Source organism: Tigheibacillus halophilus, from assembly GCF_042683165.1.
Lineage (GTDB): Bacteria > Bacillota > Bacilli > Bacillales > Amphibacillaceae > Tigheibacillus > Tigheibacillus halophilus.
In genome coordinates this window covers 206,136-231,895 of sequence record NZ_JBHUIZ010000018.1, presented here as the reverse complement: position 1 = coordinate 231,895, position 25,760 = coordinate 206,136, and the positions used below count along the sequence as shown (strand labels likewise).

General features: G+C 41.3%; 22 protein-coding genes and 1 pseudogene. 7 read left to right on the top strand and 16 right to left on the bottom strand.

All coding sequences use genetic code 11. The features are described 5' to 3' along the window. The first annotated feature begins 67 nt into the window (after nt 1–67). On the top strand, nt 68–2,008 hold the full coding sequence (locus ACFSMW_RS20115; RefSeq protein WP_390358096.1) for a heavy metal translocating P-type ATPase: 1,941 nt from the start codon (nt 68–70) through the stop codon (nt 2,006–2,008). An 18-nt stretch (nt 2,009–2,026) separates the two neighbouring features. Here ACFSMW_RS20115 and ACFSMW_RS20110 read toward each other — a convergent pair whose 3' ends face one another. Together ACFSMW_RS20110 and ACFSMW_RS20105 are read right to left on the bottom strand one after the other, a co-directional pair. Then, entirely contained in the window at nt 2,027–2,848 is an 822-nt protein-coding gene (locus ACFSMW_RS20110; RefSeq protein WP_390358095.1) for a YihY/virulence factor BrkB family protein, read from the bottom strand. A gap of 69 nt (nt 2,849–2,917) precedes the next feature. Beyond that, complete coding sequence (locus tag ACFSMW_RS20105; protein ID WP_390358094.1) at nt 2,918–3,196, bottom strand: YtxH domain-containing protein; 279 nt, start codon at nt 3,194–3,196, stop codon at nt 2,918–2,920. Between the two features lie 508 nt (nt 3,197–3,704). Between ACFSMW_RS20105 and ACFSMW_RS20100 the strand changes: the two genes are divergently transcribed. Further along, entirely contained in the window at nt 3,705–5,072 is a 1,368-nt protein-coding gene (locus tag ACFSMW_RS20100; protein ID WP_390358093.1) for an alanine/glycine:cation symporter family protein, read from the top strand. A gap of 49 nt (nt 5,073–5,121) precedes the next feature. Further along, a complete protein-coding gene (locus ACFSMW_RS20095) occupies nt 5,122–5,430 on the top strand; it encodes a hypothetical protein (RefSeq protein WP_390358092.1) in 309 nt (102 codons plus the stop codon). A gap of 110 nt (nt 5,431–5,540) precedes the next feature. Here the strand turns inward: ACFSMW_RS20095 and ACFSMW_RS20090 are convergent, their stop codons facing one another. Both ACFSMW_RS20090 and ACFSMW_RS20085 read right to left on the bottom strand, forming a co-directional pair. Continuing rightward, nucleotides 5,541–6,536 (bottom strand): glutaminase, encoded by a 996-nt coding sequence (locus ACFSMW_RS20090; protein WP_390358144.1) that lies wholly within the window; start codon nt 6,534–6,536, stop codon nt 5,541–5,543. Nucleotides 6,537–6,785: 249 nt separating this feature from the next. After that, the gene (locus tag ACFSMW_RS20085; protein ID WP_390358091.1) at nt 6,786–7,598 is read right to left on the bottom strand and encodes a CAP domain-containing protein; all 813 of its coding nucleotides are present in this window, start codon (nt 7,596–7,598) and stop codon (nt 6,786–6,788) included. A gap of 516 nt (nt 7,599–8,114) precedes the next feature. Here ACFSMW_RS20085 and mreBH point away from each other — a divergent pair. The 4 genes from mreBH (at nt 8,115) to ACFSMW_RS20065 (ending at nt 13,422) form a co-directional block, all read left to right on the top strand. Continuing rightward, nucleotides 8,115–9,122 (top strand): rod-share determining protein MreBH, encoded by a 1,008-nt coding sequence (gene mreBH, locus ACFSMW_RS20080; protein ID WP_390358090.1) that lies wholly within the window; start codon nt 8,115–8,117, stop codon nt 9,120–9,122. A gap of 354 nt (nt 9,123–9,476) precedes the next feature. Further along, a complete protein-coding gene (locus tag ACFSMW_RS20075) occupies nt 9,477–10,646 on the top strand; it encodes a CaiB/BaiF CoA transferase family protein (RefSeq protein WP_390358089.1) in 1,170 nt (389 codons plus the stop codon). Between the two features lie 5 nt (nt 10,647–10,651). Further along, nucleotides 10,652–11,860 (top strand): acyl-CoA dehydrogenase family protein, encoded by a 1,209-nt coding sequence (locus ACFSMW_RS20070; RefSeq protein ID WP_390358088.1) that lies wholly within the window; start codon nt 10,652–10,654, stop codon nt 11,858–11,860. Nucleotides 11,861–11,964: 104 nt separating this feature from the next. Next, complete coding sequence (locus ACFSMW_RS20065) at nt 11,965–13,422, top strand: NAD-dependent succinate-semialdehyde dehydrogenase (RefSeq protein ID WP_390358087.1); 1,458 nt, start codon at nt 11,965–11,967, stop codon at nt 13,420–13,422. A gap of 263 nt (nt 13,423–13,685) precedes the next feature. Here the strand turns inward: ACFSMW_RS20065 and norA are convergent, their stop codons facing one another. From norA to ACFSMW_RS20005, 12 genes and pseudogenes are all read right to left on the bottom strand, one after another. Next, complete coding sequence (gene norA / locus ACFSMW_RS20060) at nt 13,686–14,870, bottom strand: multidrug efflux MFS transporter NorA (protein ID WP_390358086.1); 1,185 nt, start codon at nt 14,868–14,870, stop codon at nt 13,686–13,688. 468 nt (nt 14,871–15,338) lie between these two features. Next, entirely contained in the window at nt 15,339–16,418 is a 1,080-nt protein-coding gene (locus ACFSMW_RS20055) for a helix-turn-helix transcriptional regulator (RefSeq protein ID WP_390358085.1), read from the bottom strand. A gap of 397 nt (nt 16,419–16,815) precedes the next feature. Next, nucleotides 16,816–17,952, bottom strand: a complete 1,137-nt coding sequence (locus ACFSMW_RS20050) for an ArgE/DapE family deacylase (protein WP_390358084.1) — start codon at nt 17,950–17,952, stop codon at nt 16,816–16,818. Between the two features lie 337 nt (nt 17,953–18,289). Then, nucleotides 18,290–19,177, bottom strand: coding sequence for a DMT family transporter (locus ACFSMW_RS20045; RefSeq protein ID WP_390358083.1), 888 nt, complete (start codon nt 19,175–19,177; stop codon nt 18,290–18,292). A 204-nt stretch (nt 19,178–19,381) separates the two neighbouring features. Then, nucleotides 19,382–20,404, bottom strand: a complete 1,023-nt coding sequence (locus ACFSMW_RS20040; protein ID WP_390358082.1) for an aminoglycoside phosphotransferase family protein — start codon at nt 20,402–20,404, stop codon at nt 19,382–19,384. 299 nt (nt 20,405–20,703) lie between these two features. Continuing rightward, a complete protein-coding gene (locus ACFSMW_RS20035; RefSeq protein ID WP_390358081.1) occupies nt 20,704–21,390 on the bottom strand; it encodes an alpha/beta fold hydrolase in 687 nt (228 codons plus the stop codon). A 300-nt stretch (nt 21,391–21,690) separates the two neighbouring features. After that, entirely contained in the window at nt 21,691–21,954 is a 264-nt protein-coding gene (locus tag ACFSMW_RS20030; RefSeq protein ID WP_390358143.1) for an SDR family oxidoreductase, read from the bottom strand. Between the two features lie 41 nt (nt 21,955–21,995). After that, nucleotides 21,996–22,202, bottom strand: coding sequence for an SDR family NAD(P)-dependent oxidoreductase (locus ACFSMW_RS20025; RefSeq protein ID WP_390358080.1), 207 nt, complete (start codon nt 22,200–22,202; stop codon nt 21,996–21,998). A 116-nt stretch (nt 22,203–22,318) separates the two neighbouring features. Then, nucleotides 22,319–22,669, bottom strand: a complete 351-nt coding sequence (locus ACFSMW_RS20020; RefSeq protein WP_390358079.1) for a DUF2200 domain-containing protein — start codon at nt 22,667–22,669, stop codon at nt 22,319–22,321. 202 nt (nt 22,670–22,871) lie between these two features. Then, nucleotides 22,872–24,305, bottom strand: coding sequence for a serine hydrolase (locus tag ACFSMW_RS20015; protein WP_390358078.1), 1,434 nt, complete (start codon nt 24,303–24,305; stop codon nt 22,872–22,874). A gap of 227 nt (nt 24,306–24,532) precedes the next feature. Beyond that, nucleotides 24,533–25,003 carry a GNAT family N-acetyltransferase gene (locus tag ACFSMW_RS20010; protein ID WP_390358077.1) on the bottom strand — a complete coding sequence of 157 codons (471 nt, stop codon included), beginning with the start codon at nt 25,001–25,003 and terminating at the stop codon, nt 24,533–24,535. A gap of 193 nt (nt 25,004–25,196) precedes the next feature. Further along, nucleotides 25,197–25,739 (bottom strand): annotated as a pseudogene (locus ACFSMW_RS20005) (GNAT family N-acetyltransferase). Nucleotides 25,740–25,760 lie beyond the last annotated feature (21 nt).

The following is a 25,760-nucleotide window of genomic DNA, read 5'->3' as shown; positions in this document are numbered from 1 at the left end:
AATGAATACCAAATAATAATTATTATAATGTAATATGTATTGTAGCATCAAAAGGGGAGGAATCAAAATGGAAGCAAATCCAAAAACAATACACGATCCGTCTGTAATGAAGGCGGATCGTAAAAAGAAATGCTTTTTGTTCGTTAAGCTCGCTGCCCATTTAGAGTTAGTTGCTGCATTGACAAGTGGTCTGCTGATTTTACTCGCATGGGGGTTCTCGGGAAGCATCTCTCCTATCTCTTTCATCATTCTTCACGTGGCGGCATTTATGATCGGGGGCTATGCCAAAGCAAAAGAAGGCATCCTCGATACGATGCATGATAAACAGTTGAATGTCGAGTTGCTGATGATACTGGCTGCGATTGGGTCGGCTGCGATCGGTTATTGGACGGAAGGTGCTGTGCTGATTTTTATTTTTGCTTTGTCAGGGGCCTTGGAAACATATACCATGAACAAGAGCAACAAGGAAATTTCCGCTTTGATGGAACTGCAGCCTGAGGACGCACTACGGATTAACCACGGCGAAATAGAACGTGTCAAAGTGGAAGACCTTACAATCAACGATACGATTCTCGTACGGGCTGGAGAACGCATTCCGGCTGATGGTATTATAGAAAATGGAGAAACAGCCATCGATGAAAGCACGATCACCGGGGAATCCATGCCTGTTTTAAGAAAAAACAAGGAAGAGGTTTTTGCCGGGACTGTAGCACTAGATGGCACCATTTACATTAAAATCACGAAACGAGCATCAGAGACGCTTTTTCAAAAGATCATCCAGATGGTGCAAAACGCGAAAGAAGAAAGATCACCAGCACAGCTTTTCATCGAACGCTTCGAAGGTACATACGTTAAGGCTGTTCTTGGTGTGGTGGCTATTATGATGTTTTTACCTTATCTATTTTTCGGATGGTCTTTTTCCGAAAGTATATACAGGGCTATGATCCTGCTCGTGGTAGCTTCACCTTGTGCATTAGTAGCCTCTATCATGCCTGCGACATTATCAGCTATTTCCAATAGTGCCAAAAATGGCGTTTTGTTCAAAGGGGGAGTCCATCTGGAAAACTTGGCCCACATCAAGGCAATAGCTTTTGATAAAACTGGTACATTGACGAACGGAAAACCATTCGTGACGGATGCCCTATACCACCCGGATGTTGACGCAGATAAAATATTGGCTGCTGCTGCCGCAATTGAAAAAGAGTCTACGCATCCCCTTGCCAAAGCAATCGTCACATTCGCACAGGAAAAGCTGAAAGATCACAAAGACAACGAGGTCATTATCAGTCGTATGAAAACAGCCGGGGGAAAAGGCGTTAGAGCGGATGTCGAGGGTCATTTGTGGGAAATTGTCAAGCCGGAAAATGATGATGATCTGATGGAGGGTTTTGCGGAATACCTTTTGAAAAAACTGGCCGAAGCGGGAAAAACCATCACCTTAGTTAAAGTCGACGGCAAAACAGTGGCTGTATTCGGGCTGAAAGATACCATTCGGACATCTGGAAAGAAAATCATTCAAACACTCAAATCCAAAAAGATCGAACCTGTCATGCTGACTGGAGATAATGGTGTAACCGCCAAGGCTATCGCATCAGAGGCGGGGCTCAACCATTACATTGCAAATTGCTTACCTGGTGAAAAAATGACACATATCAAAAATCTGCGTCATGTATACAGCCAGGTAGCCATGGTCGGTGACGGTATCAACGACGCTCCCGCACTCGCCAGTGCAGACGTATCCATCGCAATGGGTGAAGGAACTGATGTCGCGCTGGAAACAGCAGATGTCATTCTAATGAAAAGCGATCTTCAGAAAATCGGTGAGGCAATGACCCTTTCCAAGCGAATGAATCGGATTGTCAAACAAAATATTTTCTTTTCATTGGCTGTCATCACTTTATTGATTCTTTCGAACTTCTTACAGGTCATCGATTTGCCATTTGGTGTCATTGGACATGAAGGAAGCACGATTCTCGTGATTTTAAATGGCTTGCGCCTGTTAAAATAGCTGCCGAAGATAAGGCAGCTATTTTACTTCCACTTTCTCTGTTTTCATGGCATTGATGATGCCGCCGATAATCATGATGATACCGGAAATATAAAACCAGATCATCAGGATGATTACAGCGCCCAGACTGCCATATGTAGCGGTGTAATTACCAATTGTACTTACATAGAAAGAAAATATCAGTGAAACAAGCTGCCAGCAAATCGTAGTGAATAACGCTCCCGCAACTGCGTCCCGCAGGTATATTCGTTTGTTGGGCGCCATTCTGTAAAACGCCAAAAACACTATGAAGAAAACAACAGAGGTCATTACCCATCGCAACAGGTTCCATACTTTTGTAAAATCTTCCGATAATCCAAAAAGGGAAAACACATACATGCCGATCATTTTACCTAGGATGGGTAATAAAATCGCCAGCACGATCACTACAATCATAGCTAATGTCAAAACTAACGCGATCAACCTCGAAACAATAAAAGTCCGATTCTCTTCCACTCCATACGCCCTGTTCAGTGCCTTGGTCAAGGCATTTACGCCGTTTGAAGCCGACCAAAGCGTCGCAATGATACTGAAGGACAATAATCCGCTGTTTTGCTGGTTCAGCAGTGTACTAATGTTGGTGTTGATCAGGTCCATTGTTTGGTCCGGTGCCACCATTGCTACCATATCAAGTATAGATTGTTCATCAATCGGTAAAAAACCGATTAAAGTCATCATAAACAATAATAGCGGAAACAATGACAACAGAAAAAAATAAGACAGCTGGGCAGCAAGTCCAAACACATCATGGCTGGATAATTTTTTCATCAGCTTTCTGATAAAGTTGATTGTTTGCCTCAATGGTTCGCCCTCCTTGGCAACAGGCAGGAACGTCCGCCCGCTGCAGGCGCTTCGCCGGTAGCGGGCAGGTTATCCGCGTTTAATCACTTTATTAACTGTGTCTTCCACTTGCTCCAAAGCGTTGATGGCATTGTCTACCTGATTGGAGAATGTCGTGTTAAAGCTGTTTACTGTTCCGCTCACATTGCGCAATGCTTCGGAAGGATTTTTCAAGATATTAGCGCTGCATGATTTCGCAGACGAAATTTTTTCCTTGGCATATCCTCTGGCATCTTTATCAAACAATGCGACAATGCCGCCGATAACTGCTCCTGAAATAATCCCTGTCAATAGTTTTCGCTTTCCCATAATAATAACTCTCCTTCTTGTTATATGATATTTGTCCCGGATATAATCCTAATAAAACTTGAAATTCGCCAAGCCGATAGAGGACACCCTTAGCAGCATTGCACAAAGCCTGGCAAAAGCTAAACGCGTCGCTGGCTCTCGCCGGAGCTGTTTTCATGCAAGAAACATCCCAGGTAACCTTTCTGCCCAATATCTGCGCATTTCCCTTCTTACAGTCTTGATTCATTCCGGTTACTGCGTATTACCATCATTATTCTGATCATCCACAGTAATTATATAATCAAATCGACATGAATCTCCACTATTTCACTGTTTTCGCATAAAAGATATGCACATGATGGTTGATTCTGTCAGATTTCGCATCCAACGGCAATTCAATTATGGCAACTATGTTAACATGATCAAAAAACATTCCTTACAATTTATACAAAAAAAGTATTGACTTATCATTAAATGTTCGCAATATTTGATATAGGAACTATAATATATTTAATAGACAGGGGGATATATGTTGGATGCATTTCTAGGAAAAGTCAGCGATTTTGTCTGGGGACCAATCACATTAGTTCTTATTGTAGGAACAGGAATCTATTTAACAGGCAGACTTGGATTTTTGCAGTTTCGGACACTTCCCTATGCCATAAAATTGGCATTCAGTCCGAAAAGGCAGGACAAAAAATCAAAAGGCGACATCAGTCATTATGAAGCTTTGACAACTGCCATGGCAGCAACCATCGGTACCGGCAACATTGTCGGAGTAGCGACAGCAGTCGTCATGGGCGGGCCTGGAGCAGTATTCTGGATGTGGCTGTCGGCATTATTCGGAATGGCAACAAAATACTCTGAGGCGATTCTGGCTGTGAAGTTTCGTGTCACAAACAGTAAAGGACAAATGTCCGGCGGTCCGATGTATTATCTTGAACACGGTTTGAAAGCAAAGTGGCTTGGTATTTTGTTTGCAATATTTGGATCTATTGCAGCCTTTGGTATAGGCAATATGACGCAGTCAAACTCTGTCTCAGGAGCGCTGCTGGATGCATTCAGCGTTCCAACCTGGGTTACTGGTATTATACTTACGTTATTGACAGGTCTTGTTATACTTGGGGGCATCAAAGCAATTGGCAAAGTCACCGCCTTTTTCGTTCCTATCATGGCATTATTCTATCTGATTGGCGGGCTGATCGTCATGGTCATGAACTGGGAAGTTGTTCCTGGAGCAATCGGTTTGATTTTCAATGATGCGTTTACTGGTTCCGCGCTCGGAGGCGGTATTTTAGGCACAGTCATCCGTTTTGGTGTTGCACGGGGTGTATTCTCAAACGAAGCAGGTCTCGGATCGGCTCCTATAGCTGCGGCGGCGGCGAAAACTGATTATCCTGGACGCCAGGCACTCGTTTCCATGACACAAGTGTTCATTGACACGATTTTGGTTTGTTCCATTACAGGGATCACTATCGTCATGTCCGGACTTTACGATGGGGGGCTGGAAGGTGTCGCACTGACGTCCGCAGCTTTCACTCAATTTCTTGGGGGAGCTGGTGGATACATCGTCACTATCGGAATCGTGCTTTTCGCCTTTTCCACCCTGGTTGGCTGGTCATACTACGGAGAAAAGTGCTTTTCCTACTTATTCTCTGATAAAGCCATTCCTTATTACCGGATTGTTTTTGTAGCAGCAGTCATGATCGGTGCTGTATCACAACTTAATGTGGTTTGGAGCATTTCAGATATCATGAATGCCCTTATGGCCTTCCCGAACCTTGTCGGACTGCTAGGTTTATCCGGTGTAGTAGCTTTTGAAACAAAACGCTTCCTAAAGGTGGCAAAGGAAGAAAAAGAACGGGAAAAAGAGCAGAGAATGAAAAATATTTCCTGATTTGTTCCACAGCAATGATTGGAAAGCTCAATGGAAAAGGGGTAAAACAGTGGAAAACAAACATGTGAAAGCCATTTTTCTTACGGTTGTACTTCTCTTTTTTCTTACCATCCTCATCAGCCGCCTTTCTCCAAAACTAGCGCTGAGGGAGCACTTGCTCGAAAATGGGTATATTACATCCGGTCTTACTACAAAAATAGTGAATCAGACAGACATTCATAAAATCGGTAAGCAAAATGAGAGATATTATACTTTGACCAAACCGCCATTCGACCATGCCACACAAAGTGAAATAGCGAATTGGAAGGTAAAAAGAAAATGGATTTTTTATATTGTTTCGATCCATAATGATATATAGTCTTGCAGTGTTAAAAGAGATGGCTTGGGAACTTACCAAGCCATCTCTTTTATAGAAGATTTTCGTATGGATAGCCGTTTTTTCCACAATGGCCCAGAAACCTATTTCAATTAAAATACACTTAAATCCCACTGTGATGCAATATGCTTCAACAATCGGATGCCGGCGATACTATTCCCTCTTTCATCAAGCGCCGGGCCGAATACTCCGATACCGCAGCCACTCATGAATGGCAATTCCTCTTCACGGACACGCGGCGGGGCCACCGCTATAATGCCTCCGGATACACCACTTTTGGCAGGCACACCAACGTATGTTGCAAATTTTCCCGAAGCATCATACATACCACAGGTAAGCATCAATGCCTTCACAATCCTGGCAACCTGTCTTGGAATGATTTCCGTTTTCGTATCCGGATCTTCTCCGTCATTTGCCAATATGACCCCTATCCGCGCCAGATCATCCACAGTGATATTTATGGAACACTGCTTGAAATACGTTTCCAAAGTGATATTCAAATCGGATTCCAAAAAACCTGTTTCCAGCAAATAGTAGCCAATCGCTCTGTTACGCATGGAAGAATCCCGTTCTGACTCGTAAATATCCACATTTAAAACCGGACGATACCCAAGCATTTTTTCCAGCAGATTATAAATCGGTGCCATTTTTTCATCAGAGGTATTCCCTTCCAGCATGGAAGTAACAGTAATTGCTCCTGCATTGACAAACGGATTGAATGGTTTTTTCGGCCCCTTCATTTCCAAATGCATGATTGAATTGAAGGCTTCTCCAGTCGGCTCCACATCCACTCGATTTAAAATATACGTCACACCACGTGTCATGCAGGCCACAATAAAACTGAGCACCTTTGAAATGCTTTGCAAAGTAAAACTTTGACTCACATCACCCGATCTGATTTTCATGCCATCTGTACCAATGATCGAGATTCCAAGCAGATTCGGATCGGCCTCTTTTAACAAAGGTATATAATCCGCTACCTTTCCATCATCTGTATGTTTACGGTAGAAAGAAACCCAGTCGTTCACATATTCTTGCAGCCACTCTTTATTTTGTTCTGTACTCCAATTCGCTGTTCCTTGTACCAAACGATCACCCCTTACCAGTTGCATCAAAAACGGCCAGCTTTTTAATAAAGTACCTACAGACATGATGACCATTATCTATCCAAAATATAAACCAAAAGCCAGTCTGCCACAACAGAAACAATATGTACCATTTCTTATTACCCTGGTGAATCGAAAAGAAAACGGTCCCTTCCACTGATGAATGCCATAAAAAACCTGCCGGCACATTTCAGGACGGCAGGTTCTTCGTTTTTTGTTTTTGTACATTGTTTAGCCAATGAACTGTTGTGTCCAGATATTGCCTTGGGAAGAATAACCTACTCCGATTTTTGTGAACTTCGGATTCATGATATTAGCTCGGTGGCCTTCACTATTCATCCATGCATTGACAACTTCTTGTGGTGTTTTTTGTCCTTTAGCAATATTTTCCCCAGCGGTGTTATAGCTGATTCCCCAGCTCTTCATCATATCAAATGGCGAGCCATAGGTCGGGCTATTGTGAGAAAAGTAACCATTCACTGCCATATCATGTGATTTTTCACGAGCTACTTTGCTCAATTCCACATCTGCTTTTAACGGCTTCAAGCCTTCCTTGGCACGTTCCTGGTTTGTCAAATCTACTACTTGCTGTTCATAATCGCTCAATCCTTGCTGCTTGCTCGAAGCGGATTGTTTCTGATCTTCAGTTGACTGTTCCGTTGTTTGTTGTTTAGCTGGCTGTTTTTCAGCTTGTTGTGCTTGCTGCTTAGCGGGCTTCTGCTGAACAGTTTCTTGTGTTTGCTGCTTCGCTGGTTTTTGCTGTGCAGCTTGCTGTTTCTCCGGTGCTTTTTGTGATTGTGTATTTTGTCCTTGGTTCTGTGCGGCTTGATCAGAATGATTCTGCCATGAGAAACAATTCTTAAACATATTGCTGAAGTCGCTATCCTGATTTAGATTGTTCCAGCTGTAGTTAGTAGAATAATATATTTTGTACGGCTGGGACTGTCCCTGGTCTTGTGCCGACGCATCCGCTGAATGTAAGGAGGCACCGCCAAATAATATTGCAGATGACAATACTGCCACCGTGGTGATCTGTTTAAACATCTTGTAACACCTCTCCCGAAAAATTTTGTTTTTTTGTGTTGCACAAATAATATATCACGAGTTTTTTGTAATAATTTTGGCTGCTATTTCCATAGATGCTGAAAACAGGCATTCCGACAGGTTTTGACATAAAAATCCGCTTTGTATGCGGGATTTTCTAAAACCCTTTTTCCGGCTGCATTGGAAATAAACGATTGGAGAGGAAAAATATACCGGAAATATATACTTGACAGCCCCCTAAACGCTGTAGGAATATTACAATCAGGAGCCGAATGTAAAAGAAATGAAACTTGCAATCCAGTTCCCCTCATCTTATTTTAGTAGTATTATGAAATTTAATAGACACTAATCTATGGGGATAGCCCCCGCTTTAGTAAAGTGCTAAAGCATTAAAGAGCAACAAGGGACTGTTTCCATAGATTTGTAATCTGGTTGTAAAATGATTCACCCCCAGAAAAGGGTAACTAATAGAGAAATGCTATGAATGAAAACTGTCATCATTGGAGGAACTAAATTATGTTGAATAATACAGAGATTGGGATCGATCTAGGTACGGCAAACGTCCTTATTTATACAAAATCTAAAGGTATCGTTTTAAATGAACCATCTGTTGTTGCGATTGATATAAACACGAAGCAAGTTGTCGCTGTCGGCAAAGAAGCCAAAGAAATGATCGGAAAGACACCACGAAACATCGTTCCTATCCGTCCGTTGAAAGACGGGGTGATTGCAGATTTTGACGTAACGGCTCAAATGCTGAAGGAATTATTGAAGAAGGTCAGTAAAAAAATGGGCCTTTCCGTGAGAAAACCTACAGTAGTCATTTGTACACCAACCGGAAGCACTTCTGTCGAACGCCGCGCCATTCATAACGCAGTGGCCAGTTATGGCGTCAAACATGTCCATTTAATAGAAGAACCTGTTGCTGCCGCGATTGGGGCTGACCTGCCTGTGGATGAGCCGATCGCTAATGTGATTGTCGACATCGGGGGCGGTACATCCGAAGTGGGGATCATATCCTTTGGAGGCGTGGTTTCTTCCAATTCAGTCCGTGTTGGCGGCGACCGGATGGACGAAGAAATCATTCAATACATCCGCAAAAAATACAATATCCTGATTGGAGAGCGCACAGCTGAAACTGTCAAAATGGAAATCGGTTATGCACACCCGAATCATGAAGAAAAAACGATGGAAATCCGTGGGCGTGATATGGTGACCGGTTTACCAAAAACAGTCAATGTAACCTCCACAGAAATTCATCATGCAATTAAAGAACTGCTTGAACAAATTTTGGAAGCTATTCGCACCACACTTGAAGAATGTCCGCCAGAACTTAGTGGTGATATTGTAGATCATGGTATTGTCCTGACAGGCGGCGGGTCCCAGTTGCACGGTATCCAAGAGTGGCTCGCCGAACAGATCATTGTACCAGTTCACATCGCGCCGAACCCGCTCGAGTCCGTCGCTATTGGAACAGGTAAAGCGATCAAAATGATTTCCAAGCTGCAACAGGCTGCCAAATAAGGCTTGTCAGCAATCGATTGATTCAAAACTAACGTTCGTTCCTTCAATCCATCAAGGTGTATCCACAACGAAAATTGGATATGCCTCTTTTGGGTATATTCGGATAGGCATTTAAATCCGTTTGCCATTTACGAATTATTCAGATTGTGTTAAAATTGAAACAACGAATCATGTTGAGGTGTTGCCGCACCCGTTCCACATGATGTGAAATTCATCGTATATAAAAAAACTGCCTAATCTGTGAGCCTTCCCAAAGGTGACCAAACAGATAAAAGCCAGCTCATGATTTGCAGCATCAACTGCATAACATTTGTGCTGGCTTTTTTATTTAATGGAAGAAAGAGGGTGTAAAGCTTGACAGGAGCATTGGATGGCATACGTATTCTCGATTTGTCCCGTGTACTTGCGGGCCCATACTGCACAATGATCCTCGGAGATCTAGGAGCTGATGTGATTAAAGTTGAAGCCCCTGGGGGCAGTGATGAAACCAGAAAATGGGGTCCTCCATTCAAAGAAGGTGTAAGTGCTTATTATCTTTGTGCCAATCGCAACAAGCGAAGCATCACAATCGATTTGAAATCAGAAAATGGCATTCAAGCAATTAAGACGCTCGCTAATGAAAGCGATGTCATCATCCACAATTTTAAAACCGGAACAATGGAGCGTTTCGGTCTTAGCTATGATACTCTATCTGCCATCAATCCAAAACTAGTTTATTGTTCTATTACTGGCTTCGGTGAAACAGGACCGTATAAAAATATGCCTGGCTACGATTTTATTATCCAGGCAATGAGCGGCCTGATGAGTATCACTGGTGAAAAAGATGGCGAACCACAAAAATTGGGCATCGCCATCACGGATGTGCTGACAGGTCTGTATGCATGTGTTGGAATTCAAAGTGCCCTGTTGGAGAGACAGCAGTCGGGCAAAGGTCAAAGGCTGGATTTATCCTTGTATGATACAGCGGTGAGCTCCCTTGTCAATATAGGCAGCAATTACTTGATGTCCGGCAAGATTCCTGAAAGACTTGGCAACCATCATGCCAATATCGTCCCTTACCAGACATTTCATACCCAGGACGGGGAAATGGTCATTGCAGTCGGCAATGATCACCAGTTTCGAGCGCTGTGCAGTATATTGGACTTACCCGGCATTGCAGCGGATGGACGCTTTCAAAGCAATCCCGACCGTGTACAGCACCGGGAAGTACTTATCCCGATGCTGCAAAATGCACTACTCGAAAAACCGACAGATATTTGGCTGGAAGCTTGCAGGCAAAACAAAATCCCGTGCGGACCTATTCAAAATCTAGCAGAAGTTGCACAGGATCCGCAGCTTCAATCACGAGAGATGTTTGCAACATGCGATCATCCGACAGCAGGAAAAATCAACATGGTAGCAAGCCCTTTGAAGCTATCACGGACTCCCGCGACTATCAGGAGACATCCGCCAGAACCCGGCGAGCATAATAATGCTGTCAGACAGGAATTCCACATCGATCAACATCATATAATCGAGGAGTGATACAAATGGATTTTAATTTTACAGAAGAACAAGATTTGTTGCGACAGACCGTCAGAAAATTTGTAGACCAGGAAATCATGCCCTATATCACAGAATGGGACCGCAAAGGACAATTTGATCCAAATCTAATGAACCGGCTTGCTGAGCTTGGACTGATGGGTGTCTGTATCCCTGAAGAATATGGCGGTGCTGGAATGGATTATAATTCTCTTGCCATTGTCTGTGAAGAATTGGAACGCGGCGACACAGCTTTTCGGACAGCCGTATCGGTTCACACTGGATTGAACAGCATGACACTTCTACAATGGGCAAATGAGGAACAGAAACAAAAATATCTGACTCCGCAAGCAAGAGGTGAAAAAATCGGAGCATTCGGTTTGACGGAGCCCGGAGCCGGTTCTGATGTTGCCGCACTGCAGACAACCGCGACAAAAGACGGAGATTACTATACCCTAAAAGGACAAAAAAGCTGGATTTCCCTATGTGATATCGCCGATCATTTCATTGTGTTCGCCTATACGGATAAAGATAAAAAACATCATGGCATTTCTGCATTCATCGTGGAACGCACTTGGGACGGCTTCTCTTCCAAGGGTGTGAAAGGAAAACTAGGCATTCGTTCTGGAAACACCGGCGAGCTATTTTTCGATGACGTCAAGGTACCGGCTGAAAATCTGCTTGGCAAAGAAGGTGAAGGCTTTAAAATCGCTATGTCAGCACTTGATAATGGGCGTTTCACTGTTGCTGCGGGCGCAGTAGGACAAATCATGGCTTGTCTGGAAGCAAGTGTGAAATATTGCCATGAACGGGAAACCTTTGGTAAACCTATTGGTAAGCATCAACTCGTCCAGCAAATGCTCGCTAACATGGAAGCTGGACTTCAAATGAGCCGGCTGCTCGTATATCGTGCCGGTGAACTGAAAAACGCCGGCAAACGCAACACAAGAGAAACTTCCATTGCCAAATGGCAAGCATGCGATTTTGCCAATAAAGCAGCCGATGATGCCGTGCAAATCCACGGAGCCTACGGTTTTTCAGATGAATACCCTGTAGAACGTTATTTGCGCAACTCCAAAGCTCCGGTTATTTATGAAGGCACAAGGGAGATCCACACCGTGCTGCAAGCAGAATATGTACTCGGCTACCGGAACGACAAAAAGCTATCCAACATGCTGCCAGCCTGGTCAGATCAATCTCAGGCAGCATTGAAATAATGACGGGGACATATCCCCGCCGCCCTGACGTGTTTTGGCGTATTAAAGCATTGCATACATGAAGGGACTGCTTCATATAGGTTGTCTCTAAGGAGGTAAAATTCATGGAATTCAAGGAGTTTACAAATAGTCTGTTCATCAACGGTGAATGGCATCAAGTTGATCAAAAACAGACAGAATCAGTTGTCAACCCGGCAACACTGGAACATATCACAAAGGTATCTTACGGCGGAAAATCGGAAACTGAGCAGGCTATCGCTGCGGCCTCTGCTGCATTTTCCGACTGGAGCAAAAAAACCGGACGGGAACGATCCAGATATTTATATCGCGCCCATGAGTTAATGCTGAAAGATGTCGATCGTCTCGGCGAAATTCTCACAATGGAACAAGGTAAACCTCTCCAGGAGGCAAAAGGGGAAATTAAAAGTGCAGCAAGTTTTCTTCTTTGGTACGCAGAGGAGGCTTCAAGAGGATATGGAGAATGGCTCCCTTCCTCGACCAATTCCAAACGTATGCTTGTCATTGGCCAGCCAATTGGGGTAGTGGGCGCGATCACGCCGTGGAACTTCCCTTCTTCCATGATCACAAGGAAAGTCGCACCGGCATTGGCTGCAGGATGTACCGTTGTGTTGAAACCATCACCGGAGACACCATTATCGGCAATCGCTATCATGGAAATATTCGAGAAGGCCGGACTGCCTGGCGGTGTGGTCAATATGGTGACAGGTGATGCGAAAGCTATTGGTCAAGCAATGCTGAACAGCAAAGCTGTCAAAATGATTACGTTCACCGGCTCCACGGCAACTGGAAAATATTTAATGAGTGAAGGCGCCAAACAAATGAAGAAGGTGTCATTGGAACTTGGTGGGCACGCCCCAATCATCGTTTTCGACGATGCAGATCTCGAAAAGGCTGCAACACTTTCCCTGGCGAGCAAATTCCGAAATAATGGACAAACGTGCATTTGCGCCAACCGTCTATATGTCCATGAGAAGGTTGCTGAAGCCTTCACTGCATTACTAAAGGAAAAGGTTGAACAACTGCAAATAGGCAACGGTGTGAAAGAAGGTGTCGATCTTGGACCATTAATCAATGAGCAAGCTGTTAAAAAGGTGAAAGCACAGTATGATGATGCACTGAGCAAAGGAGCCCAGATTGTTTGCGGCGGTTCCGATCTCAATGCTATCCCCAATGGATTAGCTGGTTTCTATTTTCAGCCAACTGTCTTGTCTGAAGTAACTGATGACATGGCGATCATGACCGAGGAAACGTTTGGTCCACTTTTCCCTATTCAACTGTTTTCTGATGACGATGAGGCGATAGCGAAAGCGAATAACACTGATTATGGATTGGCGGCATATATTTTCACAGAAAATACAGGCAAGACATTACGTACAGCTGAGAAACTGGAATATGGCATTGTTGGTGTCAATGATGTATTTCCTGCCCTCTCCGAAGCACCATTCGGCGGTATGAAGGAATCCGGAAATTCCAAAGAAGGCGGACACCATGGTATGGATGAATTTCTAGAGAAAAAACTCATATCCATTGCAATTGAATGACTTAAAAAGCGTGAATGCCTATTTAACAATGAAAGCGGGATTGACCGGAGTTACATGCAGGCTTGTCACCACATTTACCAGGGTGAAATTTACCAGCTGGCGGGTGCTGAACACGGCTCCTGTCAAGAACAGATGGATATCAGTTTTCTTTTCAAAAGCCCCAGGCACATGAATCACTCATGACGCCTGGGGTCTCTATTCCTTGCTTTGCTAGGATTTTGTTTATTGCCGCTTCACTGGAGGATAGGTCATTAGGGCATAAATTAGTCATTGTCCGGGATATTCACTCCGCCATTCTCAGGATCTTTCCAAGCAAAAGTGATACCAATGCCTATAGCCAGAAAAAGCGTTGAAAAGTAGAAAGGATAATCCAAATTCACATCGAATAAAAGCCCGCCGACTACTGGTCCGATAACATTTCCGATACTTGTAAACATCGAGTTCATGCCAGCAGCAAATCCTTGCTCATTTCCTGCGATTCTTGACAAATAATTGGTGACAGCCGGACGCATTAAGTCAAAGCCTATAAAAATCGTTATTGTCACAAGCAATATAGCGTAATAGGCGTGTACAATTGTCATCAAAAACACCAAGCAGGTAGAAAAAAGCAGGCTGTACCTAACCAGAAGAATTTCCCCAAATCTTTTTACCAGACGGTCAAAGAAGAAAACCTGAAATATAGCCCCAAGAACACCGCCTCCTGTAATCATAATGGCAATATCTTTCGGGGTAAAACCGAATTTACGGTCTGTAAACAGCGAAAACAGCGATTCAAACGCTGAGAGGCCAAAGGAAGAAATGAAAATGATCAGGAACGATATAAAAAAGATTGGTATAAATATCTTTTTCCAACCCTTTTGTTCCCCTGCCATTTGTACATCATCTTCATGCCGCTCAGGTTCTTTCAGCAGAATAAATGACAATATTGCTGCAAGCAGTGCAAAACCCGCTGCAACAAAGAAAGGCACTCTTGTTCCAATCCCCGCTAAAAAACCGCCAACACCCGGACCGACAATAAACCCGGTCGAAATGGCTGCCGACATATACCCCAAGGCTTTCGGGCGATAATCAGACGAAGTGATATCAGCGATATAAGCCGTAACTGCCGGCATGATGAATGCCGCACTGACACCGCCGAACATACGGGAAATAAAGAGTACGATTACATCCTCACCGACACCGAACAGGATTTCAGAAAAAGCAAAGATGACTAATCCAATCACAATCATTCTTTTCCTGCCAAAACGGTCCACCCATCTTCCTGCAATCGGCGAAACCAGCAGCTGTAAAAAAGCGAAGGCAGCAACAAGATACCCAACCACCGAACCGGATAGATGCAATTCATCCATGATGGTAGGTACAACAGGAATCACAAGGCTGATTCCTAAAAATGCCAAAAATAAATTTGATAATACAATGACGAGTGCCATCGTTTGCTTTTTCTCCATACTCTCTAACTCCTTTTACAGACATTAAAACTTAATTTAAAACCTCTCTAAGGAGAAAGTCAATCACTTTTTTATTATCTCACTGATGAATTTGCAAAGAATAAAATAACAGTATTTGCTGTAAGTGAAAATGCTATAAAAGTACCCCTCCAAAATGAAGGACATCGTTCTCCTACTTAGATTTAACCCATTTTACAACATTTCAATCCAGCGGTCTCTTATAACGTCTTTATTTTCATGAAAATAGTCTGATTCAGCAGATCCTGACAAGCGCAAAGACTGTTCAAACAGATGTTTGAACAGTCTATCCAAGCTGGATATCCATACACAGTCTCGCAAGTTAAAAATTCTACCGGTAATTGGTTAACTTACCGTAGGCTGCTCAACTGTCTTTTCAGTTTATTTGTGGTAAGGTCCATCATAATGTGTCTAAATGATCTTTTATTTAATTAAATACTTTTGGTTTATTCATTCACTTATTTTATCAATTAACTCTCTATATTGTGAATCTCCATATCCTAATGTTGGAAAAACCTCGAATAATCGCTTAAGCAATTCGAACGAAGGTAAATGTTTATTTTTTAAAATGTACTTTATGACCCTGTTGTTTTCTGTCTGCATTTCTAAAAATAAACCTATTGCTTGATACATCACTGGAGGTACTTCATTTGTTGGTTTCATAAGGTTGACCATTACTTCAACATAGACGGAATAATAACCGCTCAAAGCAATCTCCGTTTGGCTTACTTTAAATTCATCATCTCTAAAGCTATTTAAATAAACTTTACCTTTAAAGTGAGACTGTTCAAGATAGGCAAGTAACGTGAGAAGATTCATCTGACAAAACATATCTTCTCCAAACCATAAAACAATATAGTTATATTTTTTCAAGAACAGATTGTTTAAAGGCTCTATTACCTTGTTCCTGTAATTTTCTTCAGACTCACCATGCCCTGCCGCTCTTGTTTGAATAAACGCATGATCGAAAATAGTTGTCGTCACCGCATTTACGCACATTGCTTCATTGAATGGAGCATAATCAGAATCTCCCATGAGCCTTTTATTTTTAAATTCCTTATACATGACTTGACCGTTTAATATGTTCAGTACATCTTGATCAAATAGTTCTCTTTTCCTTCTTTTTAATTGTTCAACCTCAGTTTCTCTAGATATGTTCATTCTACAGCCATCCTCACCCTGGTGAATAATGAGCTTGGAAAATGATTGAACAGGCAATTGATTGAGTTGAAATTCTCTTGGACTAACACCAAAAATTGTTTTAAAAGCCCTGCTGTAGGCTTCCTGGGATGAATAATGGTAATCAAAAGCAATATCGATAATCTTCCGGTTATTTGCTAAATCTTCCGTAGATAAATACAGCTTCCTTTGAAGAATATAGCGTCTGATGCTAATACCTGTTACCTGATGAAATTTAAAAGAACAATAATAAGGGGAGTACCCCATATAACTAGCTAAATTCTCTAGAGAAAATTCAACTTTTAAATTTTCCTCGATCCAATCAATCATTAACTGTATATATTCATTCATTTGCCTCACTCCTGAATAAAATTATATATGACAACGACTTTATTCATTTGATAGTTGTTGTGCTGCAAAGACTATTTCATAAATATATTTCTATCTAAGTATAAACAAGACATTCTTAAAAAAATCCTATCCAAAAGCTATTGGTCTAGAATAGGCTTTTTCAGAAGAAAACCTCATTTACTTTATGGTAAAATCCGCCGTAACCGAAATGAGGTTATAATTATTTCTGAAATTTACGTTGACGTATGGTGTTAGTAATTCTCTTGTATTTGTTCAAGTTTAGAAAGTTGTATAAACTTAAACCCCAGGATTTTGGCAATTGGCAATGTAGTCTATAAAAAACACCCCAATTATGATTAATTGGGGGTGTTTGTAATCATCAAGTGTAACAACTTATTTATTTCAAGTATTCTTTGTAAATCGCTTTGTAATTGTCAATCATTTCTAAGTAGTTTTCAATTGATACGTATTCGTCTATTTGATGAGGTAAATATGAAACGCCAGGGCCATAAATGACAAGGTCGAATTCATTGTCAGCTTTAGTAAATGCAGCTGCATCTGTCGTTGGTGAAATACCGGTTACGGGCAATTCTTGATTTGAAACAGCTTGGATGGCTTTAATTAGTTCAGAATCAGATTTAGATTCTACAGGATAAATATCATAATCGACAATTAATTCCAGGTTAAATCCATCCCTTTTGTTCAATTCATCAACAATACCTTGTAACAATGCTTTAACTTGGCTGTTATCAAATTCAGGAATGGTACGAATATTACCTTGTAATGTGGTCATAGCAGGAATACTGTTCACTTGATCCCCGCCATTGATGATGGTAATAGAATGAGCAGTTTCACCTAATACGTCGTTTTTGTATTTATCCGTGACTGCTTGCATTTCTGCATTGGCGCGGGTCACAAATTCATTAATATTTGCAATGGCGTTAATACCTTCTTTAGGCATGGAACTGTGCGCGGATTTACCACGAGAAACAACTGTATAGTTCATGGAACCTTTGTGGGTGTAAATCAATGCTGAACCTGTTGGTTCACCAATAATCAATCCATCAAGATCGTCTGCATAACCTTCTTTAGTTAATTGTTCAGAACCTAATTCACCGACTTCTTCGCCAACAGTTCCCATGAATTTCAGTGTACCGTTGATGTCTGCGTTTTCTTCTTTCATTTCAATCATAGCGATTGCTAAGGCTACTAAACCAGATTTCATATCTGTTGAACCTCGCCCGTATAATTTGTCACCCTCGATTTCAGCTGAGAATGGCGGGAATTTCCATTCGCTTTCGTCACCAGCTGCCACAACATCTTCGTGTCCGCTGATCCCTAAAACTTTACCCTCACCTTTTTTGTAAGTGGCTATTAAGCTTTCACGGCCTTCACTATATTTTATTTTTTCAGATTCAATCTCATATTTTTGAAATAGATCTGCTAAGTAATCAGCTACCTCTGATTCATTATCGTTTACCGATTTTATTTTTATTACATCTTGCAAAACTCTAATGCGTTCCGCTTTATGCAATGTGTTAGTCCCCTTTCGCTTATAATAGTGGTTCACATTCAAAAGGCAATTTTACTATTTTCCATATATAGCATTTCTTTGTCTGATTAGATGGCAGGATATTGCTTTTTCACAACGGCGGATTATAGCAGTAATCAATATACAATTATACAATACCCTCCGAATGAAATAAGTATTCGAAAACGGAAAAAATTCATCTGCAACTTATGGTATTATTCATCACAAGCTACACCAAACTTTAGCCAATATATAAAAACGGACACTCTCCCAAAAAGTATCCGTTTATTAAAAGTACTGTATTGTACTTTCATACAGTCAGTAGTATTATTGGTTTGGTTTATTCCGTCCTAACCCCTCGCTGCTGTAATAAAAATAATGCAAGTCCGCATAAAATCAGCAGGATACCGATTCCCTGCTGAAGCGTAATGACTTCACCCAAAATAATATAAGCAAGCAGCACAGTACCCACTGTCTCTCCCAATATACTCATGGAAACAATCGAGGTGCTCAGCCATTTCAAAAGCCAATTAAACACGGTCTGCCCCAATATCGTTGCCACAAATGCCAGCCCGATAAAATATAGCCACGTTTTTTCGGAATAAGCGAAAAAGGGTTGTTGCTGTCCTGCTGCGAATATGGCTAGAAATAAAGCACTGCTGGCATAACCTATGATGGAATAAGGAACAAGTGACAGTTTTTTGCGGACATGCTGACCAATGAAAAAGTAAGCTGTAATCAATCCGGCAGCAACAAAAGCCAGTATGTCGCCAAATAACGCTTCCCCGCTGATTTGCAAATCCTGCCAACCGATGACGACACTGCCCAGGATCGCAATGATGCATCCTAACACCGCTCCTTTGGTGAAGTGTTCTTTAAATAAAAAATAGCCGCCTGCCATAGAAAATAGCGGCTGCAGTGTAACGATCACGGTTGAACTGGCCACCGAAGTATAATCTAACGAGGCGAACCACAACCCGTAATGCGCGGCGAGGAATACGCCGGATAATAAGCCAAACTCCCACTGTTTACTTGTTAACGCGCCTAATTCTTTCCGGTTATTCTTATTTCCCATTAAAAACGGCAACAGAATGAGTGCCGAAAAAAACATTCTATAAAAGGCAGTGATTGTTGCCGGAGCATCTGCTAATTTCACAAAAATAGCCGATGTCGACAGTGCAAATACACCCAAAAATAAAAAAATATAAGAATACGCTGGTGATTTCAATCTAAGGTCCTCCTGCTGCAAATAAACTCTGTCAAAAATTAGTATACTATATGATGCTTAATCATGTATACACCAGCTGCCAAAAACAGATGTCGTTTGCATTTTTCCTTCTTTGCAATTGCAAGAAACTATAAACAACACTCGGTATAGCGCCGAATCCATGATCGCAAGGATTATGCTAGCGTGCCCGCCTAAATGAAGATGTTATCCAATTGGCTTGTCCCAGTTTTTTGAGTCCCCGTATCTTTCTCTATAAGTCTGAAAAGCACACAGATGTGTCTCCTTCGCTTGTAATTGTGCGGCTTCTTTCACATCTGGAAACCCCTCCGCCTCCACATAATCGGCAAGAACATCAATAACATCATCAAGCAGCTTAGCCCTAAAATAAACCGACATTCTTTCTACCATTTCTTTGTCCAGTACCAACGCCATTTTGTTTTTCCAAGCTGGCCACTCCTCTGAACGATAAAACGGCCAAAGTAATACAGTATAATCCATTGCTGCATCTCCTGCTGCTGTCAAATCATCCCAGTCAATAATCCAAAAATGATTCTGATTATTCACCAGGATGTTTTGCCAATTCAGATCATTATGTACCACATCGGCCGCCTGCCTTTGAAAACAATGCAGCTGGCTAACCATTTGTTTCAAAGCTTGCAATTCAGAATAAAACCAATCTAGTGATTCATCGGAAACAAAATCAAGCAAATTCCTTCCTGAACGGATGATCAGTAAATCCTCTTCAAATCGGGAGATATATTCCGCAACAAAAGCCTCGGAAAGGGTAGTTTTCTCTTTCATACCAAGTACCTTTTTGATATATGTATCGCTGTGGATTCGTTTCAGTGACTTGAACACCTCTTGAACAACCGGCAATGGCTCGGCGACGTCTTCTAACGGCTTACCATTGATATATTCAAAAACGAGGCCATATCTAAAACCAGGCAAAACCTCTTCTGCCACTTCATGTATCAGCCTTGGTGAATGATGATTTTTCGATAAATACTCGTTAAGGCTTGCCCATTGTTTAAGATGAGGGGCTCTTCGATCATCTGCAAATTTCACATGCAGACTTGTTTCACCATCAGATAATCGAAAAGATTGATTGACAAAGCCTCCTGGGTTATGGATATATATCGCCTTTATGTTCGTTTTGTGTAATCCCAATATTTGTGAGTACTTTTTAGCCCATCCAGTAACTTGTGCTTCAGCTAATTTCAGATCCATTATGAAGCCCCCCTTTAATACCCAGTGGAAATGTATTCCATCATTGCTTTTCAAATATCTGCTCTGTGCTCTAGTAAAGCTCTCTAGCTAGGAGCCCCAGTTGCTTTCTTGAAATATCAAACAAGCCTGTTCTTAACTATGTAATTCTTTCATAAACGGGCAGGATATAAGAATGCTCAAAAGGTCGATGGATGAAGCCCTGATACCCCATATCCAGCTGTTGAATAAGTAATTCAATCCAATTGCGTGGAGCGGTAAACACCTTGTAGCAAAAGTTAAATCTGCATTCGACCATCAAACTATCGTAGCTGAAGAAAGCTTTTTACAGCTTTTAAGTAAGCTGGTACATTCGTTTCATGAACATGGTGACCAGCACCTTCGATGGTCACTAACTTACAATCTGGTATAAGTTCAGCAACCTCATATAACTTATTTTGAGGGACATGGCTATTGTTACCGCCGCCTATAATTAGCGTTGGTGCGATGATATCTTTCAATCTGTCCCACCATTGGGGATTCGGTTCATTAAGCTGCTGCAGAATAGATGGTATAACTTGCCAGTCAAATGGCACCGGTTCAGATGGTTCAGATGGAATGTCAATTTGTTTATCCGGAAAAGGTGGAGGGGTATCTTCAACAATTAATCGATCAATCATGGACGGATATTTTTCGGAAAAGAGGTAGGATACTGTCCCTCCCATAGAATGACCAATTAGCGTAAATTGTTTTAAATCCAAGGTATTCGCAAAAAGTAGTAAATCATCGCACATTAGCTCAAAGGAGTATACACCAGTTTTTTCACTTCCGCCATGACCTCGTTGGTCTAAAGCCAATATTCGATATTCTTCGCCTAATTCAGCAGCAATCTGCTTCCAAGATTCTGCACTTTTTCCCAAAGCGTGAAGTGCTATTATCGGCGGAGCAGAACGTTCTCCATACTCCAAATACTGAAAAGTGTTCCCGTTTAACAACATTTGCTTTATCATGCCCAATCAGCTCCTATTTTTTGTCATAAAAATACCTGATGCTGCAATTACATAACGCAAACTTAACACACATCTGTTAAAGCAAGGATGACTTCCCCCATGGTCGCTTCTCCAACAAAAAGCACAGCGGAATATAATCTCGTTTTGCATTTCACGTGCCTACACCTAGTTATATTTCAACTTTTGTATAAATAATACTTTTTCCACCCAACTGCAGTTCTTTAATACTGAGTATCAATCCTTTCTGAAGATATCCCTCTCTCCTGGCAATCAATATGCTAAACTGGTCTGACCGTTATTTCATTTACATTTAGATAATCTGGCTGTGTCACGGCACAATACTGCCCGGGCAATATCAGCTAGTTCAAGTTTTTTCCGGTCACTTTCGAATGGACTGCGTGAGCTTAATGGGGGTTCCACCATACCTGGCAAGATATTGGATACACGAACGCCTGTCTTAGCAAGTTCTTTTTCCAGCCCGGTTGAAATTGCGCGTACGGCAAACTTCGTTGCGCAATATACTGTAAGTCTTTCCGTGACTTCAAATCCTGAATCAGAAGCGATATTGACAATATGCCCTGCTAGAGCCTATTTTCCCAGCATTATTAACATAAATATCGACACTTCCAAAAGCTTGTATCGTGTGCTTTGCCAAAAAATTGGCATCGTTTTGCTTCGTCATGTCTGCTTGAACACATAACGTTTTTGTATCCAAGCACTACATTGGCACCTGCTGCAACAAGTTGTTTTGCTATTGCCGTTCCAATACCACTGCTTGCACCAGTGACGGTAGCTGTTTTTTTTCCAAGCAATGGTTCAGACTTACCCTAACCTTCAACAATATAATTTAGCGTTTTGCCATCAGATCAATCAATTCACAGCTTCGTTACCCAGATTCGATAAAGATAAGTATTGACGTTGGATTTAATTATTTCCGTAAAATTTTCTCCATCGCTTTTCCCTTGGCCAACTCATCAATCAACTTATCCAAATAGCGAATTTCCCGCATTGTCGGTTCTTCGATATTTTCCACTCGGACGCCGCAAACTACACCCTTAATCAATTCCCGTGAAGGGTTCAATTGAGGAGCTTCCGCAAAAAAGGTTTCAAAATCCGTCTCTTTTGCCAATTGTCCTTCTAACTCCTGCTGACGATACCCTGTAAGCCAACAGATAATTTCATCTACTTCTGATTTTGTGCGTCCTTTTTTCTCCGCTTTCGAAATATAATGGGGATAAACTCTTGTAATGCTCATCGTGTAAATCCGGTGTTTTGTCATGATCCATCCTCCATTGATTAATTCATTTGATTCAATTAAGTCTACCAACAATATTACTACTGAAATATTGATCAGAGCAACACAATGCATTTTTAATAGACCGGAAAAAGCAATGCGGAAGCCAAAAACAGGATTGAAACATTGTAATGTTTATTTATTTCTTAGCTATTATAATGCGGCAGACCTTATAACTTCACCAAATTTATCTTATATCCCCATCTACCTTTGGAATTTGTCTGAATCCAAATTCAGCGCGATCAATCTTTCTGTCCTTATTTCTCTCAAAATGTATGGTAGCATCCATTTCTCTCATGGTAAATAAGAACCTGTCATTCCCTATTGGCTTAAGCGCTGTTTCAGGAAATCCGGCTGTTTCAAAAAGCAGCCTCCCATTTTCTACATAGAAATCAATTTTCATACCTTCGCCGGATATGAAAGTTCCTGCATATTCCAGTAAACTTTCATACGTTAAATCAACTACCTCAGCATCAAAGTGGGAAGAATCGATAGGTTTGTCCACGTATCTGGAGAACGCACCAAAAAGTAGTTTAGAAGATGGGGCACCCGCTAGATTGGCAAGTGATATTCCAGTCAAACCGAGCTCAGGAAGAATATTCATTTGAGCTGTTACCCCTTTAATATCACCGCCATGATGAATGAGCTTGTATCCAAAGAAATCCGGCATGATCATGAAGCCATAACCATAATAGGTCCCGAGTTCACATTGGATGTATGGTGTCGTCATCGCCCTAACACTCTCAGCCGACAGAATCCGTACACCGCCAACCTTTCCTTCATTTCGAATAATTTCCGTAAATTTTAGTATATCATTCACGGTTGACTTTAAAAATCCTGCTGCATGCATTGCTGGCGCATCCCAATGATTATTGGATCTGCATATCATTTCTTCCTCATTTTTCTTTCGTCTGTCATATAAGACAGCTATATCTTCATACCCTTCCAGTTCCCCAATTTGAAAACCACTGTTATGCATACCAGCAGGCTCTAAAATATTATCCTTAACAAATTGCTCATACCGTTTACCGCTTACGCGTTCGACGATGGCACCTAATAGAGCATAGGCATCATTTGAATAACTGAACACGGCCCCCGGTGACCCAAGCGGTGTGAATGCTGTGTTTGCAATAGCATCCATTAATTCCGAATATGTATCAATAGCCTGGACTGCATTCAAGGGATTCTCTTGTGGTTGGCCATCTTCGAAAATTGGATCCTTTTCCATACTTTTCTTCAATGCGCCCATTAAAGTCGCTAATGGCGGCAAGCCCGATGTGTGTGTCAAAAAATGATGGATTGTCGTTTGTTTTGTTTGCTTTTCATCCGACATCTGCCATTCGGGCAAATATTTGGTTACAGGTTCAGTTACAGACAGTTTTCCTTTCTCTTGTAATTGAAGAATGGCAATGGCTGTAAATGCCTTCGTTATGGAACCCACGCCAAAAACGGTATCTGCTGATAACGGCAGCTTTGCCTCCATATCACGAAATCCAACCCCTCTTTCATAATGCAATTCACCATCTTTTGCTAATCCAATCGCAAAACCAGGTACGCTGTATCTTTTCAACATCTCGTCGCAATATCGTTCGAAATCATGATTTTTTGTTTCTTGTTTCATGCGTTAACCCTTCCCCCTCATTTTTATTGTCTCAGATTCATTTTCACCCTTTTAGATTACAATCACATCGACCATTGGAATGAAACTTTCTACGACTTCTGACGGAGCTTTTCCAATTCTACTCAAGTGATTTCACCAGACTTCCGGTTATCAAATATTGCACCGTATAAATAAAAAATGTTCGTAAAACAGTATTCATACCAGCTTCAATCACAACACCGCTTTATCTAACAAACCTTTTTATAAAAAATAAGAGTTGTGTTGTTATTAATTTTTTTACTAATTCCTGTCTGTTTGTAACCCATTTTTTCGTACAAATAACAATTTCTATCCTCTTCCAGGATTGTAGCTAATTCCCAACTAGCCGCTTGGGGAAACATTTCTTCAGTTAAAATAATTGCCTGCTGAGCTATCCCTCTGCCTTGGTAAGCAGGTAAAATAAACATGGGACTAATCCAAAACTGCTTATCTTTCTTCCAAAAAACACAAATAGCACCGACCAGTTTGTTATCAACTAATATCTTATAAAAGCTTCCATCGGATCTATTTATTCTCTTTATTACCCTGTCGATAGTTTCATTTGCTGGATTCGTTTCATAGTCTTTATATTTCTCCAACATTGGGCTAAAGGCCTTTATTTGAATCTCCAGAACAGAATGTGCATCACTTTCGATTGCTTTAACTAAACTGACTCCCATAACCTCGCCTACTCAATTGATTTATATTGTTACAGTGCCTCATGAAAATAAGAAACACCATTTTATACAATAATTAGTCTCTCCCTTGTTGAGTGCAATGCAAATTAGATCTCTACGATTCCAAAATTACAATAATTCAATTTGCACTATACCACTATGTCGATTAAATTATTGGCGCCAGTTGCACTATACATCACCCATTAAATCTTCCCATCAATGGTGCTATAGTATTCACCATCGGAAAGAACCTTGTCATTTTTTAAAACCCCTTCGGTTTTAAAGCCAAAATTCTCATAGAGACTTATCGCTTTCTTATTTGTTTCAAGAACATTTAAAGTTATTTTTTAATTCCGTTTGTATCAGCCCAAGCAGTTGATTCTTTTAAAAGGTTTTTACCAATGCCGTAGTCCCAATAATCTTTTAAGACACAAACTCCGAACTCTACCTTGTGTGCAAATCTTATTAAAGTATTTCCTTCACATCTTGAAAATCCGACAATCTTATCATGAATCTCAGCAACTAAAAAAAGGTTCTTCTTATTTTCTATATCGGATTTGATTAGTTCTTCAAAACCTTGAACATCTATAAACGCTTCACCTTTTTCTCTATCAAGGTTTTCAGTCTCTCCATCGATTTACAATCTGATTTGAGACAAATCCTTTGCGTCTTTATTTACGGCAGACCTAATTACATAGGTCATTTCGTTAACGTTAAATTCTCGCTGACTAATTTTCATTCCGTGTCCCCACCCTTAATT